Below are 17,780 nucleotides of genomic sequence, written 5' to 3'. Positions count from 1 at the left end.
GCGCGCCGGCATGCCCCGTCCTTTCCGAAAGCCTTCGCACGTGAGCCATTCGCCCCTACGTTCCTTGTCCGAACACGCCTGCTTCGGCGGCGTCCAGGGCTTCTTCGAGCAGCAATCCCGCGAGATCGGCCTGCCGATGCGCGCGGCCGTCTACCTGCCGCCGCAGGCGCAAAAGGGCCCGGTGCCGGCCCTGCTCTACCTGGCCGGCCTGACCTGCAACGAGGAAACCTTCCCCATCAAGGCCGGCGCGCAGCGCGTGGCCGCCGAACTGGGGCTGGCCCTCATCGCGCCGGACACCAGCCCGCGCGGGCCGGAGGCCGAGGGCGTACCCGGGGCCACCGCGAGTTGGGACTTCGGCATCGGCGCCGGCTTCTACCTCGATGCCACCGAGGCCCCCTGGGCCACCCACTGGCGCATGGAGAGCTGGCTGATGAACGAACTGCTGCCGGCGGCGACCGCGCAGATGCCGATCGATGGCACGCGGATGGGCATCTTCGGCCACTCCATGGGCGGGCACGGCGCGCTGACGCTGGCGCTGCGCCATCCGGGCCGCTTCGCTTCGCTCTCGGCGCTCGCCCCGATCAGCGCGCCCAGCCAGTGCGCGTGGGGCGAGAAGGCGTTCGGCGGCTACCTGGGACCCGATCGCGTCACCTGGCTCGCACACGACGCCAGCGCATTGATGCGTTCGCAGAAGACGGCGCCGTACCCGGCGGGCATCCTGGTGGACCAGGGCCTGGCCGACAAATTCCTGGCCGACCAGCTGCTTCCGGAGCAACTGGAAGCCGCCTGCAAGGCGGTCGGCCAGCCACTGACGCTGCGCCGCCACGCCGGCTACGACCACGGTTATTACTTCATCCAGAGCTTCGTCGGGGACCACCTGGCGCACCACGCGCGCAGTTTGCTGCCCGGGTGATTCGCCCGGCTCTCCGGGCATTCTTTACAAAGATAAGTAAAGGTTGCACGGGCATCGACTTTGCTTGCCCATCTGTTCCTATGATGGCGCGCTCAGTCGATAGGTAACATTTCGTGTCCATGGTCCAGCTGGCGCTGCGGCGTCCGTACACCTTCATCGTCATGGCGATGTTGATCGTCCTGGCGACGCCATTCGTGCTGATGCGAATGGCGACCGACATCTTCCCGGAAATCGACATTCCGGTGATCAGCATCATCTGGAACTACGGCGGCCTGCCGGCACAGGAAATGGGCCAGCGCATCGCCGGCCAGTCGGAGCGCGGGCTGACCACCACGGTCAGCGACATCGAGCACATCGAGTCGCAATCGCTGGCGGGCATCAGCATCATCAAGGTCTTCTTCCAGCCGAATGCCAACATCCAGACGGCACTGGCTCAGGTGGTCTCGTCCATGCAGACGCAGACGCGCCAGCTGCCGCCGGGCATCACGCCGCCGCTGGTCATCAAGTATTCGGCCTCGAGCATCCCGGTGATCCAGCTGGGCCTGTCGAGCCCGACGCGCGCCGAGAACTCGCTGTTCGACGCCGCCGTCAACCAGTTGCGGCCACAGCTCATCACGGTGCCCGGCGCGGCGGTGCCCTTCCCTTACGGCGGCAAGAACCGGCTGATCTCGGTCGACCTCGACATGCCGGCGATGCAGGCGCGCGGCCTGTCTCCGGCCGACGTGGTCAACGCCATCAACGCGCAGAACCTGATCCTGCCGTCCGGCACGGCCAAGCTGGGCGGGCTCGAATACGGCGTGCGCATGAACGGCTCGCCGGACGAGCTGGGCGCCCTGAACGACCTGCCGGTCCGCACGGTCAACGGCGCCACCACGTACGTGCGCGACGTCGCCTTCGTGCGCGACGGCTTCTCGCCGCAGACCAACATCGTGCGCCAGGACGGCGTGCGCGGCGTGCTGATCTCGGTGCTCAAGAACGGCGGTGCCTCGACGCTGGACATCGTCTCGAACATCCGCGACCTGTTGCCGCGCGCGGCGCAGTCGATGCCGGAGGACATCAAGATCACGCCCTTGTTCGACCAATCGCTGTTCGTCAAGGCGGCCGTCAAGGGCGTGGTGCTGGAAGCCGTCATCGCCGCCGCGCTGACGGCCGCGATGGTGCTGCTGTTCCTGGGCAACTGGCGCAGCACGCTGATCATCGGCCTGACCATTCCGCTGTCGATCCTGGCCTCGATCCTGGTGCTCTACTCGCTGGGGCAGACGCTCAACCTGATGACGCTGGGCGGGCTGGCGCTGTCCGTGGGCATCCTGGTGGACCAGGCGATCGTGACCATCGAGAACATCGAGCGGCACATGCACATGGGCAAGCCGCTGGAAGATGCCATCCTCGTGGGCGCCGGCGAGATCGGCCCGGCCGCCTTCGTCGCCACGCTGTGCATCTGCATCGTGTTCGTGCCGATGCTGCTGCTGTCGGGCGTGGCGCGCTTCCTGTTCGTGCCGATGGCCGAGGCGGTGATCTTCGCCATGATCGCGTCGTACATCCTGTCGCGCACGCTGGTGCCCACGCTGGTCATGCTGATGATGCGGCGCAGCCACGGCGAAGGCGCGCAGGCGGCGGCCGCCGATGCGCGGCCGAGCGCGCTGCAGCGCCTCTACCGCAGCTTCGACCGGCGCTTCGAGCGCGTGCGGCGCGCCTATACGCTGGTGCTGTCCTCGCTGCTGGCGCACCGCGGGCCGTTCGTCATCGGCTTCCTGGCGTTCTGCCTGCTGTCGTGCCTGCTCTACCCGGTGCTCGGGCGCGACTTCTTTCCCACCGTCGACGCCGGCCAGATCCGCCTGCACATGCGCGCGCCCACCGGCACGCGGATCGAGGAAACCGCGCGCATCGCCGACGCGGTGGAAGCCACCATCCGCAAGCTGATTCCGAAGGAAGAGCTCGAGACCATCCTCGACAACCTGGGCGTGCCCAACAGCGGTATCAACCTGTCGTACAGCAACGCGGGCACCATCGGCACGCTGGACGGCGAGCTCCTGATGTCGCTCAAGGAAGGGCACCGGCCGACCGAGGAGCTGGTGGCCATGCTGCGGCGCGAACTGCCGCAGCGCTTTCCGGGCGTCGAATTCTTCTTCCAGCCGGCCGACATCGTCACCCAGATCCTCAATTTCGGCCTGCCCGCAGCGATCGACGTCCAGTTCGCGGGCAACAACCTGGAAGGCAACGCGGCGCTGGCCGCCCGGCTGGTCAAGAAGATCCAGCAGATTCCCGGCGCGGTGGACGTGCATGTGCACCAGCGGCTGGACGGCCCGGCCGTCGATCTGCAGATGGACCGCACCCGGCTGCAGCAGATGGGCCTGACGGCGCAGAACGTCGGGCAGAACGTGCTCATCGCGCTGTCGGGCAGTTCGCAGACGCAGCCGGCCTTCTGGCTCAACCCGCGCAACGGCGTGGTCTACAGCGTGCAGATCCAGGCGCCCCAGTACGACATCGATTCGCTCGATTCGCTGCTCGGCATCCCGGTGGGCGCGCCGGCGGCCAGCGCCGGCGGGCGGGAGCCGCAATTGCTGGGCAACCTGGTCGAGGCCAGCGCGGGCCGCCTGCCGTCCGTCGTCTCGCGCTACAACATCCAGCCGGTCGTCGACGTCTACGTGAGCGTGCACGGCACCGACCTGGCCAGCGTGGCGGCGGGCGTGCGCAAGGCCGTCGACGAGATCCGCCCCGAGCTGGCCCGCGGCAACCAGGTGAACATCCGCGGACAGGTGCAGACCATGCAGGACTCGTTCGTCGGCCTGGGCATCGGCCTGGCGATGGCGATCGTGCTGGTGTACCTGCTGATCGTCGTCACCTACCAGTCGTGGCTGGATGCCGCCATCATCATCACCGCCCTGCCGGCGGCGCTCGCGGGCATCGCCTGGCTGCTGTTCCTGACCGGCACCACGCTGAGCGTGCCGGCGCTCACCGGCGCGATCATGACCATGGGCGTGGCCACGGCCAACAGCATCCTGCTGGTGTCGTTCGCCCGCGAGCGCCTGCACGAAGGCGCGCCGCCGCTGTCGGCCGCGCTCGAAGCCGGCGCCACCCGCATCCGCCCGGTGCTCATGACCGCGCTGGCGATGATCATCGGCATGATTCCCATGGCGCTCGGATTGGGCGAAGGCGGGGAGCAGAATGCGCCGCTGGGCCGTGCCGTCATCGGCGGCCTGATCTTCGCCACCCTTTCCACGCTGTTGTTCGTCCCGGCGGTGTTCGCCGGCATCCACAGCGCCCTGGCCCGGCGCCGCGCGGCGCAGTCCACGTCCGGGCCGGCCACGCCCCATCCGCAGGAGAGTTGATTCCATGTCGCAACGGCACGAGGCCCTGGGCATCCACCCGATCGCCGCAGACGGCGAGGACGGCGTCGAGCTGTTGCGGCGCCGCCAGGTGCTGCGGCGCGCCCGCATCGTCACGGTGGTGGCACTGGTGCTGCTCGCACTGGGGTCGGCGCGCATCGTCTGGATGCGCATGGCCAACGCCCAGGCACTGAAGGAAGACGCGGTCGTCCATGCCGTGCTGCACGTGCGGGTGGCCTCGCCGCAAGCCGCCAAGGGCGCCCAGACGCTCACCCTGCCGGGCACGCTCCAGGGCTTCGTCCAATCGCCCATCGCCGCGCGCGCCAGCGGCTACCTCAAGCGCTGGACGCACGACATCGGCGCCCGGGTGCAAAAGGGCGAACTGCTGGCGGAGATCGAGACGCCCGAGATCGACCAGCAGCTGTCGCAGGCCATTGCCGCCCGCGGCCAGGCGGAGGCCACGCTGGCCCTGGCCCGCAGCACCGCGTCGCGCTGGGAAGCGCTGCGCCAGAAGGACGTGGTCTCGCAGCAGGACCTGGACGAGCGGCGCAGCGCCGTGGCCGCCGCCACCGCCAACCTGGCCGCCGCCGACGCCAACATGCAGCGACTGCGCCAGACCGAGGCCTTCAAGCGCATCGTGGCGCCCTTCTCGGGCGTCATCACCCGGCGCAACGTGGACGTCGGCGACCTGATCGATGCCGGCTCCGGCGGTGGCCGCGCCCTGTTCACGCTCGCGCAGACCGATCCGCTGCGCGTGTACGTCAACGTGCCGCAGAGCTATGCGCAACTGGTCCGCACGGGCCAGGCCGTGTCGGTCACGCAGGCCGAACTGCGCGGCCGGCGCTTCGAAGGCAAGGTGGCGCGCACCGCCGGTGCGATCGACACTGCGTCCCGCCAGATGCAGGTCGAAGTCAATCTGCCCAATCCGGACGGCACGCTGCTGCCCGGCGCCTACGTCCAGGTCGAACTGCCGCTGCCGGCCAGCGGTACCCTGACCGTGCCGGGCAACGCGCTGATCTTCCGCGCCGAGGGCACGCGCGTGGCGCTGGTCGACGCACAGGGCAAGGTGCGCCTGCAGGGCGTCACGCTCGGCCGCTACCTGGGCGAATCGGTGGAAATCGTGGACGGCGTGAGCACCAGTGACCGCGTGGTGCTGAACCCGCCCGATTCGCTGGCCGACGGCGACATCGTGTCGGTGGTCAAGGGGGCCGCGTGAGGATGCTGCGCCCGGGCGCCGCCGGCGCACTGGCGGCCTGCATGCTGCTGGCGGCCTGCGCCGCCGGGCCGGACTACCAGCGGCCGGCACCGCCCGAACTGCCGGTGAGCTGGCGGCTCGAGGCGCCCTGGCGCACCGGCACGCCGCGCGACACGGACGCCAAGGGCGCCTGGTGGCAGCGCTACGGCGACACGCAGCTCGACGCGTTGATGCGCAAGGCGATGACCGACAACGCCACGCTGGCAGTGGCCGCCGCGCGTCTGGCGCAGGCGCGCGCCACGCTGGACTCGGCCGGTGCCGCGCAATACCCGCAACTGGGCCTGGGGGCACGAGGCTCGCGACTGCGCATCTCGGCCAACCGGCCGCTGACCAACTACAACAGCGTCAACCAGTCGACCGTGCAGAACGACATGCAGCTGACGCTCAATGCCAGCTACGAGATCGACCTGGCCGGCCGCGTCCGCCGCGGCGTGGAAGCCGCCAGCGCCTCGGCCGAACAGTCGGCTGCGGACCTGGCGAACACGCGCCTGCTGGTCACCGCCGAGCTGGCCAACGCCTACTTCAACCTGCGCGCCACCGACATCGAGCTGGACGTGGTCAACCGTTCCATCGCCCTGCAGCGGCGGGCGCTGGAGCTGGTCACCGCGCGTCACGACCTGGGCGCCGTGTCCGGCCTGGATGTGGCGCAGCAGCAGGCGCTGGTCGAGAACACGCTGACCCAGGTCGACCTGCTCAAGCGCCAGCGCGCCCAGTACCAGGACGCCATCGCCACGCTGGTGGGCACGCCGGCGCCGGCGTTCGAACTGGCCGTCGACCTGCGACCGATCGAGCCGCCGCCGATTCCGCTGGGCGTGCCGTCCGACCTGCTGGAGCGCCGGCCCGACGTGGCGGCCGCCGAGCGCGCCATGGCGGCAGCGAACGCGCAGATCGGCGTCGCCACTGCTGCCTTCTATCCGAGCATCTCGCTGTCGCCGGTGGCGTTCGGCGTGGACAGCAACCGCATGGCCCTGCTGTTCGACGCGCCCAGCGTGCTGTGGTCGGTGGGGGTGTCGGCCACGCAGGTGCTGTTCGACGGCGGCCGCGTGCGCGCCGGCGTCGATTTCGCCCAGGCCGGCTACGAGGCGACCGTGGCCAGCTACCGGCGCGTGGTGCTCGGCGCCATGCAGGAGGCACAGGACGGCATCTCCGGCCTGGCCGCGCTGCAGCGCGCGACCGCCCAGTCCGACAGCGCCGTGGCGGCCTCGCGCCGCGTGCTCGACATGGCCGCGGCGCGCTACGAAGGCGGCGCCGCCAATTTCCTGGACGTGATCACGGCGCAGCAGGCGCTGCTCAACACCGAGCGGCAGGCGGCGCAGTTGCGCGGCCAGCAACTGCTCGTGTCGGTGTTCCTGGTCAAGGCGCTGGGCGGGGACTGGTGCGGCACGCCGGGCGCCAGCGGGACGCAGTCCGGCGGCTGTCCGGGCGGCGCCGAGCGCGTGGCCGGCAACGAGGGCCCGCGCTGATTCAGCCGGGCGCGCCCGGAGACAGCACGCGCCGCCAGAACAGCGCGCACAACACCACGAACACCAGCAGGCCGAGCCATTGCGCCGGCTGCGCAAAGGATTCATCCACCTGTGCCAGTGGCGCGTCGTTGCCGGTGGCGCCGATCAGCGCGGCCAGCCCGATGCCCATCAGGCTTTCGCCGACGATCAGGCCGGAGGCCAGCAGCACGCCGCGCCGCTGTGCAGCTTCGGCGAAGGCGGCCCGGTCCGCGCCGGCAGCAGGCGTGCGCCGGCGCAGCGCCCGCGCCACGCCCCAGGACAGCAGCGCCCCGAACACCAGCGTCATGTTCACCGCCGGCGGCAGGTAGATGCCCAGGCCGACCGCCAGCGGCGGCAGGCTGCCACGGCCGGAACGGCGCAGGAGCACGTCGGCCAGGATCAGCACGACGCCAAGGGCGACGCCGAGGAAGATCATGTCCCAGTTGAGCGTGTGGCGGAAAATGCCGCTGGCGATGGCCGTCATCAGCGTGGCCTGCGGCGCCGCAAGGGCATGAGCCGGGTCCATGCCCTCGCGCGGCATGGCGCCGGCGAACCCGTACGCATGGAACAGCAAGTCGAGCACTGGCGGAATGACCAGCGCGCCGACCGCGCAGCCGACGATCAGCGCCACCTGCTGGCGCCAGGGCGTGGCGCCCACCAGGTAGCCGGTCTTGAGATCCTGCAGGTTGTCGTTGGAGATCGCCGCGATGGCCAGCACCACCGAAGTGGTGAACAGCGCCAGCGCGATCGCGATGCGGCCGCCGCCCAGGTCCAGGAAGCCGGCTTCCAATGCGCCGACCCCCAGGATCAGCAGCGATACAAGGATCACCGCGATGATGCCGATGCCCGATATCGGGCTGCTCGAAGAACCCACCAGCCCCGCCATGTAGCCGCAGGCAGCCGCGACCAGGAAGCCGAAGACGAAGGCGAACAGCACGCACGCGGCCACCAGGCCCCAGAACGGCAGCCCCTGCAGCACCGGCGCCGCCGCGCCGAGAAAGCGGGCGAACACCGCGAACAGGCAGAGCATCAGTGCCAGCGCAATGGCGATGATCGCGCCCGGCGGCAAGTCCTGCTCGGTCCGCCGCTGCGGCGCGTCGCCGGCGCGGCGCACCGCGCCAAGCGACAGCCGCACACCGTCGACCATGGGCTTGAACAGCGTGGCCAGCGTCCAGACCGCGGCGATGCCGATGGTGCCGGCGCCGAGGAAGCGCACGTCGTCGCGCCACAGGGCATGGGCGAGTTCGGGCACGCTCTGCCCCGCCGCGAGCACGCTGTGCGCGGTCAGCCACGGTACGACCGCGCCCCAGGCGATGACCACGCCCACGAGAATGGCGACGCCGGCCGTCATGCCCATGAGGTAGCCGGCGCCGAGCAGCGCCAGCGAAAAGCCGGTCGTCAGCCGGAACGCCACCTGGCCCACCGGCAACCAGGCGTTGAAGTCTTCGGCCAGCAGCTTGAAGCCGCTGCTCAGCAGGCTGAATGCCGCAGCGGCTACACCGCCTGCGAGGATGTCCCGCAGGCCCTGGCTGCTGCCGCCGCCCGCGGCGGGCTGGCCGCCCTCCTCGTCGTGGCTGCCCACGCGCAGGATCTCGGCGGCCGCCACGCCTTCCGGATAGGGCAGGCTGCTCTGCACCACCATCACGCGCCGCAGAGGAATGGTGTAGAGCACGCCGAGAATGCCGCCGATGGCGCAGATGGCCGCCGTCTGCCAGAACGGGAAGCCGCTCCAGTGGCCGATCATCAGCAGGCCGGGCAGGATGAAGATGATCGACGACAGGGTGCCGGCGGCCGAAGCCTGCGTCTGCACCATGTTGTTCTCCAGGATGTTGGACCCGCTGAAGTAGCGCAACACCGCCATCGAGATGACCGCCGCCGGAATCGACGACGCGAAGGTCAGGCCGACCTTGAGTCCCAGGTATACGTTGGACGCGGTGAAGACGACGGTGATGAGGGCGCCGAGGATCAGCCCGCGAAGGGTCAGCTCCGGCAGGCTGGTCCGGTCGGAAATGCGGTCTTGCATCGGTTCCCGATCTTGTGGCGACTCGTCGGGACAGCGTACACGGGGGCGGCCCCGGCGCCAAATCCGCGCGGCGGCGCGGCGCTAGAAGAGACTGCCCTGCCCGTGCGCTGCCGGCGGCCTGAAGGCCTCCAGGTCCATCACGTGTCGCTCCCGGTTGAAGCCCAGGCGCTGGGTGGCCTTGGCAAAGCGCTGCGCGATCAGGTCGGCCCATGGGCCGCTGCCCTTCATGCGCGAGGCGAAGTCGGCGTCGTAGTCCTTGCCGCCGCGCATGTCGCGGATCCGCGCCATCACCCGGCCCGCGCGCTGCGGGTAGTGCACTTCGAGCCATTGGTGGAACAGCGGCGCCACCTCCCAGGGCAGGCGGATCACCGTGTAGAAGGCAGAGCGCGCACCGGCCGCCCAGGCGGCCTCGAGCACCCGTTCCATGTCTTCGGTGACGAACGGAATCTGCGGTGCAACGCTCACGCCCACCGGCACGCCGGCCGCCGCCAGCGTGGCGATGGTGCGCAGCCTGCGCCGGGGCGAGGCGGCACGCGGCTCCAACTTGCGGGCCAGTTCGCCGTCGAGCGTGGTCAGGGTGACGTACACCGCGGCCAGCTGCTGCGCCGCCATGGGCGCGATGATGTCCAGGTCGTGCTCGACCGCGCTCGACTTGGTGACCAGGCCAAAGGGGTGCCGGCATTCCTGCAGCACCTCGAGCACGCCACGCGTCAGGCGCAGGTCGCGTTCGACCGGCTGGTAGGCGTCGGTGGCGGTGCCGATGGCCAAGCCGGCCGGCCGGTAGCCGCGCCGGCCCAGTTCGGCGCGCAACACCTGCGCGATGTTGCGTTTGGCAATCAGGCGGGTCTCGAAATCGAGTCCCGGCGACAGGTTCAGATAGCTGTGCGTGGGCCGCGCAAAGCAATAGATGCAGCCGTGTTCGCAGCCCCGGTACGGATTGAGAGAGCGCTCGAAATACACGTCCGGCGATTCGTTGCCGGTGAGGGCCGACTTGACGTCCTCGAAGCGCACCTCGGTGGCCAGCGGCGGCAGGTCGTCGTCCTCGCCCTGCTTGGCCTGAAGGCTGCCCCAGCCGTCGTCGAAGGCGCTGCGCTCGTCCTTCGAGAAGCGGTGCGCCAGGCGGCTGGCGGCGCCGCGGCCCTTGATGGCCTGCAGGGGGACGAACGCGTCATCTGACATGACTGTATTTTCATACAGTATTCGAAGTCTTGCTAGCCGGCCACAATGGCAGCATGGTCCGCCGTCCCGAGAACGTCTACGCCCAATACCACGCCCACGTGTACTTCGGTCCCGAGACCGTCCGCCAGGCACGCCTTCTGCGCGAGCGGGCGATCGAGGAACTGCCCGAAGACACCGCCGTCGGCCGCTTCCACGAAAAGGCGGTCGGCCCGCATCCGCACTGGAGCTTCCAGGTCGCCTTCGACGCAGCCCGGTTCGACGCCGTCGTCGGCTGGCTGGCCTCGCAGCGCAAAGGCCTCGACGTCCTGGTCCACGGCGAAACCGGCGACGACTACGCCGACCACAGCGCGCACGCCATGTGGCTGGGCGACCCCGCCGAGCTCGACCTGAGCATGTTCACCCCGGCCGGTCGGCAGGCGGGCTAGAACTCCGCGTCGAGCTCGTCGATCTCGTCGGGCTCTTCCTTGGCAGCGGCCACCCACTCCTGCATTGCCGGCAGTTCCATGATGCGCTTGCAGTACGCGGCGCAGACCTTGTCGACCGCCACGTCGTAGCTCATGAACCGGGTGACCACCGGCGCATACATCGCGTCGGCCATGCAGGGCGCCTTGCCGAAGAGGTAGGGCCCGCCATAGCCGGCCAGGCACTCGCGCCAGATGGCGACGATGCGGTCGATGTCCGCCTGCGCCCGCGACCAGACCTTGAAGCCGCGCAGGTGCGCCTTGATGTTCATCGGCAGCGAGCTGCGCAGGGCCGAGAACCCCGAGTGCATCTCGCCGCAGATGGCGCGGCAATGGGCCCTTGCCCTGGCGTCCGCCGGCAGCAGGCCCGCCTTGGGATAAATCTCGTGCAGGTACTCGCCGATGGCGAGCGTGTCCCATACCTTGATGCCGCCGTGCTGAAGCGAAGGCACCAGCAGCGACGACGACAGCAGCAGCATCTCGGCCTTCATCGCCGGATCGTCGGACGGGATCACCTTTTCGTTGAAGTCCAGCCCGGCCAGCTTGCACATGAGCCAGCCGCGCAGCGCCCAGGCGCCGTAGTTCTTGCTGCTGATCGTCAGGACGGGTTTGGCCATGCGCTGCTCCAGAAGAAGGCCGGCCGGTCGCCGGCACACGCTGCGGGCGCTGCAAGCGCTGTGCCAGAGCCGCGCCGGCGCCGCATGCTGGCCCGCAACTTGCCTGCACCGCTGCAATGCTGTATCGGGCCTACCAATCCTCCATGGATGCCACCTCGCCGATGCGGCTGGCCGCCCAGTTCCTCGGCCACGCCCTGTGGTTCGAGAAATCCGAGGGCAGCGCCGCGCGCCGCATGGCGGCCTGGTGCGACGTGTTCTCGCGCCTGCGCCTGACCCATTCTCGTCCGGCCTACGGCATAGGCCGCGTGATGTGCGAGGGCGAGGAAGTCGCGGTGCACGAGGAAGCTGCGCTGGTCGCCCCGTTCGGAACGCTGCTTCACTTTCGCAAGGAAACCCGGGCGATACAGCCGCCGGTCCTGCTGGCCGCACCACTATCGGGCCATTTCGCCACCTTGCTGCGCGAAACCGTGCGTACCCTGCTGAGCGACCACGACGTCTACATCACCGACTGGCACAACGCCCGCGACGTGCCACTGTGGCACGGCGCCTTCGGGCTCGACGACTACACGCACCAGTTGCGAGCGTTCCTGTCTGCCATCGGCCCCGGCGTGCACCTGGTCGCGGTCTGCCAGCCATGCGTATCGGCGCTGGCGGCCACGGCGCTGATGGCCGAGGACGACGATCCGGCCGCGCCCTTGAGCCTGACGCTCATGGCCGGACCGGTGGACTGCCGGGTCAACCCCACGCTGGTCAACCAGCTGGCGACCGATCGGCCGATCGAATGGTTCCGGCGCAACCTGATCAGCAGCGTGCCCTGGCCGCATGCCGGCATGATGCGCAAGGTATACCCCGGCTTCGTGCAGCTGAGCGCCTTCATGAGCATGAACGCGCAGCGCCACCGCAAGCAGTTCGAGCTGCTGTTCCAGCACCTGGTCGACGGCGAGATGCAGCAGGCCGAGGCCATACGCACCTTCTATGACGAGTACTTCGCGGTCAACGACCTGCCCGCGGAGTTCTACCTGGAAACCGTCGAGCGTGTGTTCCAGACCTACGACCTGCCGCGCGGCGTGCTGGACGTGGGCGGGCGCCGGGTCGATCCCGCCGCCATCCGGCGCACCGTGCTGCTGACCGTGGAGGGCGAGCGCGACGACATCTGCTCCGTCGGACAGACCGTCGCGGCGCAGGACCTGTGCACCGGCATCCGCCCTTACCTGAAGACCCATCACCTTCAGCCCGGCGTCGGGCACTACGGGGTGTTCAGCGGCAGCCGTTGGAACCAGCAGATCTACCCGCGCGTGCGCGAGACCATCCATACGGCGGCCGAACTGCTCGGTGGAACACGCGCCGACCCGACGCCGCTGCAGCGGGCAGAGGTCGCGTCGCAGGGGCTGGCGGCGGCCTGAGCGGGCGCCGGGCGCTGGGTCAGCGCTTTTCTTCCTCTTCCTCGGCCGGCCAGTCCCGGATGTATGCCTTGAGCATGCGGTTCTCGAAGTTCTGGCTGTCGACCACCGCCTTGGCGACGTCGTAGAAGCTCACGACGCCCATGAGCATGCGCTTGTCCATGACCGGCATGTAGCGGGCATGCCGGTCGAGCATGATGCGCCGGATCTCGTCCAGGTCGGTCTCGAGGGTGCAGGTGACCGGCGAATCGTCCATCGCCTTGCGCACCAGGGTGCTGCCCACCGTGCCGCCATTGGCCACGATGGCGACGATGACCTCGCGGAAAGTGAGCATCCCCACCAGGTCGCCATGCTCCATCACCACCAGCGAGCCGATGTCCTTCTCCGCCATGACGTTGACCGCATCCGCCAGGGGATGGTCGGGCGTGATGGTGAAGAGCGCATTGCCCTTGACTCGCAGGATGTCGCTGACTTTCATGGGGGGCTCCTCTCTTGTCGTGGCTGATGCCGATTCAAATATAGCCCACAAATCCCACACAATGGCCGCCTTCCGTCACGGCCACGAGACGCGTCCGGTCTTGCAGACGTAACGGGTCTTTGCCAAACACTCGAAAGGCCTACATGCCCGGCTATTCCGACCCCGGTTTCGACACGCTCGCGCTGCACGCGGGCGCGGCGCCCGACCCCGCCACCGGCGCCCGCGCGGTGCCGATCCACCTGACCACGTCCTTCGTCTTCGAGTCGAGCGACCACGCCGCGGCGCTGTTCAACCTGGAGCGCGCCGGGCATGTCTATTCGCGCATCAGCAACCCGACCAACGCCGTGCTGGAGCAGCGGGTGGCGGCGCTCGAGGGCGGCATCGGCGCCATCGCCACCGCCAGCGGCCAGGCGGCGCTGCACCTGGCGGTGGCGACGTTGATGGGCGCGGGCAGCCACATCGTGGCGAGCACGGCGCTCTACGGCGGTTCGCAGAACCTTCTTCACTACACGATGCGCCGCTTCGGCATCGACACCACCTTCGTCAAGCCGGGCGACATGGACGGCTGGCGCGCCGCCATCCGGCCCGAGACCCGCCTGCTCTTCGGCGAGACGCTGGGCAACCCGGGGCTGGAAGTGCTGGACATTCCGGCGGTCGCGCAGATCGCGCATGACGCCGGGGTGCCGCTGCTGGTCGACTCCACCTTCACCACGCCGTACCTGCTCAAGCCGTTCGACCACGGCGCGGATCTCATCTACCACTCGGCCACCAAGTTCCTGTCCGGCCACGGCACGGTGATCGGCGGCGTGCTGGTCGACGGCGGCAGTTTCGACTGGGAGGCGTCCGGCCGCTTCGCCGAACTGACGCAGCCCTACGACGGCTTCCACAACATGGTGTTCTCGGAAGAAAGCACCGTCGGCGCCTTCATGCTGCGGGCGCGGCGCGAGGGGCTGCGCGACTTCGGCGCCAGCATGAGCCCGCACAGCGCCTGGCTGATCCTGCAGGGCATCGAGACGCTGCCGCTGCGCATGGAGCGCCACATCGCCAATACCGAGCGCGTGGTGCGCTTCCTGGCCGAGCAGCCGTTCGTCTCGCGCGTGGGCCACCCGCTGCTGGAGACGCACCCCAGCCATGCGCTGGCCAACCGGCTGCTGCGGCTGGGCGCGCGCGGCGCCGGCGCGGTGTTCAGCTTCGACCTGCGCGGCAGCCGGGCGCAGGGCAAGAAGTTCATCGAGACGCTGCGCCTGTTCAGCCACCTGGCCAACGTGGGCGACTGCCGCTCGCTGGTCATCCACCCGGCCTCGACCACGCACTTCCGGATGAGCGACGAGGCGCTGGCCGGCGCCGGCATCGGGCCCGGCACGATCCGCCTGTCGATCGGCCTGGAAGACCCCGACGACCTGATCGACGACCTCAAGCGCGCGCTGCGCGCCGCCGAAAAGGCCGCGGACAAGGCCTGAAGGCGAACACAGGAGCGCATGCACATGGACATCCAGGTCAACGGACAGCCGCTGTTCGCCTACACCGGCGGCAAGCCCTTCGACGCAGCCAAGCCCACCGTCGTCTTCATCCACGGCGTACTCAACGACCACAGCGTGTGGATTCTGCAGAGCCGCTGGTTCGCGCACCATGGCTGGAACGTGCTGGCCATCGACCTGCCCGGCCACTGCCGTAGCGGCGGCGAGCCGCCGGCGAGCGTGGAAGACGCCGCGGCGCTGGTTCCCGCGCTGCTCGATGCCCTGGGCGTGGCGCAGGCCGCGCTGGTGGGGCACAGCTTCGGCTCGCTGATCGCGCTGGAGGCGGCGGCGCGCTTTCCGGCGCGCGTCTCTCATCTGGCGCTGGTGGGCACGGCCTACCCGATGAAAGTGTCGGCGGCACTGCTCGAGGCGTCGCTGGCGGCGCCCCGGAAGGCCATCGACATGGTCAACGTGTTCTCGCATTCCAAGCTGGCGCCGCCGCCGTCGTCGCTCGGTCCAGGCACCTGGCTGCACGGCAGCTCGCGCGCCCTGATGCGCCGCGTGCTGGCGAGCAACCCGAAGGCGAACGTGTTCCACGTCGGCTTCAAGGCCTGCGACAGCTATGCCGGCGGCGAAGCTGCGATGGACGCGGTGCGCTGCCCGGTGCTGTTCCTGCTCGGCAGCGCCGACCAGATGACGCCGCCGGCCGCCACCCGCTCCCTGGCCGCGCGCGCCAAGGGCGCCCAGGTGGTGACGGTCGACGCCGGCCACGCGCTCATGTCCGAGGCGCCGGACGCGGTGCTCGCCGCCCTCGGGCAGTTCCTGGGCGCACGATGACGCAGGCCATGACCGGGACCCGCGCGCGCCCCGGCGCCGCCTGAGGAGGCCGCATGCCCCGCTATGTGGCCTTCCTGCGCGGCGTCAGCCCGCTCAACTGCAAGATGCCGGCGCTCAAGGGCGCCTTCGAGGCGGCTGGCTTCACGCAGGTGCGCACGCTGCTGTCCAGCGGCAACGTGGCGTTCGACGCGCGCAGCGGCAGCGAGGCCGCCATCGAGCGCCGCGCCGAGGCCGCGATGCGGGACGCGCTGGGCCGCCACTTCCAGGCCATCGTGCGCAGTGCGTCCCACCTGCACGAACTGCTGGCCAACGACCTGCTCACGCCGCTGGGCGTGCCGGCCGAGGCCAAACGGGTGGTGACCTTCGCGCGCCATGACCTGGTGGCGCGATTGCCCCTGCCACTCGCGACCGATGGCGCGGCCGTGATGTGCGCCGTGGGTCGCGAGGCGTACAGCGCCTACCTGCCCGGCGCCGAGGGCCCGGTGTTCATGAAGCTGATCGAAAAGGCCTTCGGCAACGAGGTCACGACGCGCACCTGGGCCACCGTGGCCAGGTGCGCCCGCGCCTGAAGGGCCTTCAGACCTGGAACTGGTCCGGCGCGCGCTCGATCGCCGCCAGCAGCGTGTCGACTTCCGGCGCGGCGTCATGACCCGGTGCCAGCGCGGTCAGGACGCGGGTCAAGGTCTGGGTATTGGGCAGCAGCGGCCCGAGGAAGCGCGTGCCCTGCCCGCGCGACGCGACCAGGATCGTCGGGAAGGTCTCGACGTCGAAGTCGTCGGCAATGTCGGCATGGTCCTCGATGTCCACCCAGGCGAAGCGCAGCGCGGGATGGGCCCGCGCAACCTCCTCGAACAGCGGACGGTAGTCGCGGCAGGTGCCGCACCACTGGGCGCACAGGCACACCACCCACGGCGTGTCGTCGGCGTCGGCGTTCTGGCTTGTCAGGGGTCGGGGCACGGCACTCACGTGTCTGTCGGGCGGCAGGAGCGGTCGAAGAAGATGGCGCAAGGCTGCGCCCGGGCGGTTTCCATTATGGCCAAGACACCCGGCCCGCGCCGGCGCGGGCCCTTGACTGCGGCACTACGCGGGCCGGCGCCGTGCGACATCCTGCGCGGGTGTTCGCGCTTTCTGCGGGGGCGCCAGCACGTCCACCAGGCACAGCGACTGCAGCGGCGCCTTGGACCACACGCCCGCCAGGGCCTGCACGCGCGGCAGCAGCAGTTGCCGCACCAGCGGTTCGAGCAGGGTGGTCGCCGGGTCGGCCAGCAGCACCAGGCGCGGATCCTCGTCGTCCCGGTCCTCGGAAAGGCGGCCGACCCAGTCCAGCGCCTGCAGCGCCTCGACGACCGGCACCAGCTGCAGCGCGTCGACCCGCATGCGCGCGACCAGCGCCGCCTGGCCCAGGCCCTTGGACGGCGTGCCGCGGGCCTCGGCCAGGTGCTGCAACACCTCGACGGCAAGCTGGAACGACCAGCCCGGCGCCCCGCCGCGCCGCGCGACGCCGGCCAGGAGGCTCGGCAGGTACGCGGCGATCACCGCGCCGAACAGCACGATCAGCCACGCGACGTAGGTCCACACCAGCAGGATCGGCAGCGTCGCGAAGGCGCCATACAGCACCGAGTAGGTGGGCACCAGGCTGAAATACACCGCCAGCAGGCGCTTGGCCGCCTCCAGCACGACGGCGACGAACAGCCCGCCGGTCCACGCATGGAGCCACTTGACCTCGGTATTGGGCACGTAGTGGTAGAGCAGCGCCATGCCACCGGCCAGCAACGTGAATTCCACCAGGTCGAACAACGTCTTGAGCCCTTCGGCACGGATCAGGCCGGATGAACTCGAGAACACGTAGGAAGTCGTGCTCAGGCTCAGCGCCAGCAGCAGCGGCCCCAGCGTGGCGCTGGCCCAGTAGATCAGGATGCGCTGCGCCAGCGGGCGCTTGGTGCGCACCCGCCAGATGTCGTTGAGGGTGCGGTCGATGGTGAGAATCAGCGCGATGGCCGTCAGCAGCACCACCAGCAGGCCCAGCGCGCCCAGGCCGCTGGCCTTGCTGGCGAACTGGTTCAGGTAGCCGAGCACCTGGCGCGAGATGTTCATCGGTATCAGGCTCTCGATGAGCCAGCCCTGAACGCGCGCCTGCATGCGCGAGAAGATGGGAAACGCGGTGAACAGCGCCAGCGCGACCGTGACCAGCGGCACCAGCGCGATCGACGTGGTGAAGGTCAGGCTTGCGGCCGACAGGCCGAGCTTGTCTTCGCGAAAGCGCTCGCCCAGCACGGCTGCCGTGTCGCGCCAGGGAAAATGGGAAAGCTCCCTCCACAGCGGATGGCGATTCATGGGCCGCTATCATGCCATC

15 protein-coding genes are annotated in these 17,780 nt (G+C 69.7%); 9 read left to right on the top strand and 6 right to left on the bottom strand.

All coding sequences use genetic code 11. The features are described 5' to 3' along the window. Positions 1 to 40 precede the first annotated feature (40 nt). The 4 genes from fghA (at position 41) to VES41_RS14985 (ending at position 6,957) form a co-directional block, all read left to right on the top strand. Positions 41 to 913 (top strand): S-formylglutathione hydrolase, encoded by an 873-nt coding sequence (fghA, locus tag VES41_RS15000; protein WP_324818445.1) that lies wholly within the window; start codon positions 41 to 43, stop codon positions 911 to 913. A 113-nt stretch (positions 914 to 1,026) separates the two neighbouring features. Beyond that, positions 1,027 to 4,242: an efflux RND transporter permease subunit gene (locus VES41_RS14995; protein ID WP_324818442.1), complete on the top strand. Its 3,216-nt coding sequence runs from the start codon at positions 1,027 to 1,029 to the stop codon at positions 4,240 to 4,242. 4 nt (positions 4,243 to 4,246) lie between these two features. Next, positions 4,247 to 5,455, top strand: a complete 1,209-nt coding sequence (locus tag VES41_RS14990) for an efflux RND transporter periplasmic adaptor subunit (protein ID WP_324818439.1) — start codon at positions 4,247 to 4,249, stop codon at positions 5,453 to 5,455. A 2-nt stretch (positions 5,456 to 5,457) separates the two neighbouring features. Next, a complete protein-coding gene (locus VES41_RS14985) occupies positions 5,458 to 6,957 on the top strand; it encodes an efflux transporter outer membrane subunit (protein ID WP_324819526.1) in 1,500 nt (499 codons plus the stop codon). Position 6,958: 1 nt separating this feature from the next. Here VES41_RS14985 and VES41_RS14980 read toward each other — a convergent pair whose 3' ends face one another. Both VES41_RS14980 and VES41_RS14975 read right to left on the bottom strand, forming a co-directional pair. Then, entirely contained in the window at positions 6,959 to 8,998 is a 2,040-nt protein-coding gene (locus tag VES41_RS14980) for an OPT family oligopeptide transporter (protein WP_324818436.1), read from the bottom strand. A gap of 81 nt (positions 8,999 to 9,079) precedes the next feature. Continuing rightward, a complete protein-coding gene (locus VES41_RS14975; RefSeq protein ID WP_324818433.1) occupies positions 9,080 to 10,177 on the bottom strand; it encodes a PA0069 family radical SAM protein in 1,098 nt (365 codons plus the stop codon). A 53-nt stretch (positions 10,178 to 10,230) separates the two neighbouring features. Between VES41_RS14975 and VES41_RS14970 the strand changes: the two genes are divergently transcribed. Continuing rightward, positions 10,231 to 10,602, top strand: coding sequence for a DOPA 4,5-dioxygenase family protein (locus VES41_RS14970; RefSeq protein ID WP_324818430.1), 372 nt, complete (start codon positions 10,231 to 10,233; stop codon positions 10,600 to 10,602). Here VES41_RS14970 and VES41_RS14965 read toward each other — a convergent pair. Beyond that, a complete protein-coding gene (locus tag VES41_RS14965) occupies positions 10,599 to 11,255 on the bottom strand; it encodes a glutathione S-transferase (RefSeq protein ID WP_324818428.1) in 657 nt (218 codons plus the stop codon). The genes VES41_RS14970 and VES41_RS14965 overlap by 4 nt on opposite strands. A gap of 116 nt (positions 11,256 to 11,371) precedes the next feature. Here VES41_RS14965 and VES41_RS14960 point away from each other — a divergent pair, with 116 nt between their 5' ends. Further along, entirely contained in the window at positions 11,372 to 12,658 is a 1,287-nt protein-coding gene (locus tag VES41_RS14960) for a polyhydroxyalkanoate depolymerase (protein ID WP_324818425.1), read from the top strand. A 19-nt stretch (positions 12,659 to 12,677) separates the two neighbouring features. Here VES41_RS14960 and VES41_RS14955 read toward each other — a convergent pair whose 3' ends face one another. Beyond that, entirely contained in the window at positions 12,678 to 13,133 is a 456-nt protein-coding gene (locus VES41_RS14955; RefSeq protein WP_324818423.1) for a CBS domain-containing protein, read from the bottom strand. Positions 13,134 to 13,276: 143 nt separating this feature from the next. Between VES41_RS14955 and VES41_RS14950 the strand changes: the two genes are divergently transcribed. Genes VES41_RS14950 through VES41_RS14940 form a run of 3 tightly spaced genes read left to right on the top strand, consistent with a single transcriptional unit; the run spans position 13,277 to position 15,996 of the window. Continuing rightward, positions 13,277 to 14,593, top strand: coding sequence for an O-acetylhomoserine aminocarboxypropyltransferase (locus VES41_RS14950; protein WP_324818421.1), 1,317 nt, complete (start codon positions 13,277 to 13,279; stop codon positions 14,591 to 14,593). Between the two features lie 24 nt (positions 14,594 to 14,617). Beyond that, positions 14,618 to 15,427, top strand: a complete 810-nt coding sequence (locus VES41_RS14945) for an alpha/beta hydrolase (protein WP_324818418.1) — start codon at positions 14,618 to 14,620, stop codon at positions 15,425 to 15,427. A gap of 53 nt (positions 15,428 to 15,480) precedes the next feature. Further along, positions 15,481 to 15,996, top strand: coding sequence for a DUF1697 domain-containing protein (locus tag VES41_RS14940; RefSeq protein ID WP_324818415.1), 516 nt, complete (start codon positions 15,481 to 15,483; stop codon positions 15,994 to 15,996). A gap of 7 nt (positions 15,997 to 16,003) precedes the next feature. On the opposite strand, the gene VES41_RS14935 is transcribed toward VES41_RS14940, so the two are convergent. After that, entirely contained in the window at positions 16,004 to 16,393 is a 390-nt protein-coding gene (locus VES41_RS14935; RefSeq protein WP_324818413.1) for a thioredoxin family protein, read from the bottom strand. A 114-nt stretch (positions 16,394 to 16,507) separates the two neighbouring features. Next, positions 16,508 to 17,761, bottom strand: coding sequence for a YihY family inner membrane protein (locus VES41_RS14930; protein WP_324818410.1), 1,254 nt, complete (start codon positions 17,759 to 17,761; stop codon positions 16,508 to 16,510). Positions 17,762 to 17,780 lie beyond the last annotated feature (19 nt).

The sequence above is a fragment of the Variovorax sp. genome, from assembly GCF_035634955.1.
GTDB lineage: Bacteria > Pseudomonadota > Gammaproteobacteria > Burkholderiales > Burkholderiaceae_C > Variovorax.
This window is presented reverse-complemented; position numbering and strand designations above follow the sequence as displayed.

What these genes read in the sequence shown, in the direction of transcription:
- VES41_RS14960 (WP_324818425.1), top strand. Translation starts at nt 11,372, where the DNA reads ATGCTGTATCGGGCCTACCAATCCTCCATGGATGCCACCTCGCCGATG.
- VES41_RS14955 (WP_324818423.1), bottom strand. Translation starts at nt 13,133, where the DNA reads ATGAAAGTCAGCGACATCCTGCGAGTCAAGGGCAATGCGCTCTTCACC.
- VES41_RS14985 (WP_324819526.1), top strand. Translation starts at nt 5,458, where the DNA reads ATGCTGCGCCCGGGCGCCGCCGGCGCACTGGCGGCCTGCATGCTGCTG.
- VES41_RS14990 (WP_324818439.1), top strand. Translation starts at nt 4,247, where the DNA reads ATGTCGCAACGGCACGAGGCCCTGGGCATCCACCCGATCGCCGCAGAC.
- VES41_RS14975 (WP_324818433.1), bottom strand. Translation starts at nt 10,177, where the DNA reads ATGTCAGATGACGCGTTCGTCCCCCTGCAGGCCATCAAGGGCCGCGGC.
- VES41_RS14945 (WP_324818418.1), top strand. Translation starts at nt 14,618, where the DNA reads ATGGACATCCAGGTCAACGGACAGCCGCTGTTCGCCTACACCGGCGGC.
- VES41_RS14940 (WP_324818415.1), top strand. Translation starts at nt 15,481, where the DNA reads ATGCCCCGCTATGTGGCCTTCCTGCGCGGCGTCAGCCCGCTCAACTGC.
- VES41_RS14970 (WP_324818430.1), top strand. Translation starts at nt 10,231, where the DNA reads ATGGTCCGCCGTCCCGAGAACGTCTACGCCCAATACCACGCCCACGTG.
- VES41_RS14950 (WP_324818421.1), top strand. Translation starts at nt 13,277, where the DNA reads ATGCCCGGCTATTCCGACCCCGGTTTCGACACGCTCGCGCTGCACGCG.
- VES41_RS14930 (WP_324818410.1), bottom strand. Translation starts at nt 17,761, where the DNA reads ATGAATCGCCATCCGCTGTGGAGGGAGCTTTCCCATTTTCCCTGGCGC.
- VES41_RS14980 (WP_324818436.1), bottom strand. Translation starts at nt 8,998, where the DNA reads ATGCAAGACCGCATTTCCGACCGGACCAGCCTGCCGGAGCTGACCCTT.
- VES41_RS14965 (WP_324818428.1), bottom strand. Translation starts at nt 11,255, where the DNA reads ATGGCCAAACCCGTCCTGACGATCAGCAGCAAGAACTACGGCGCCTGG.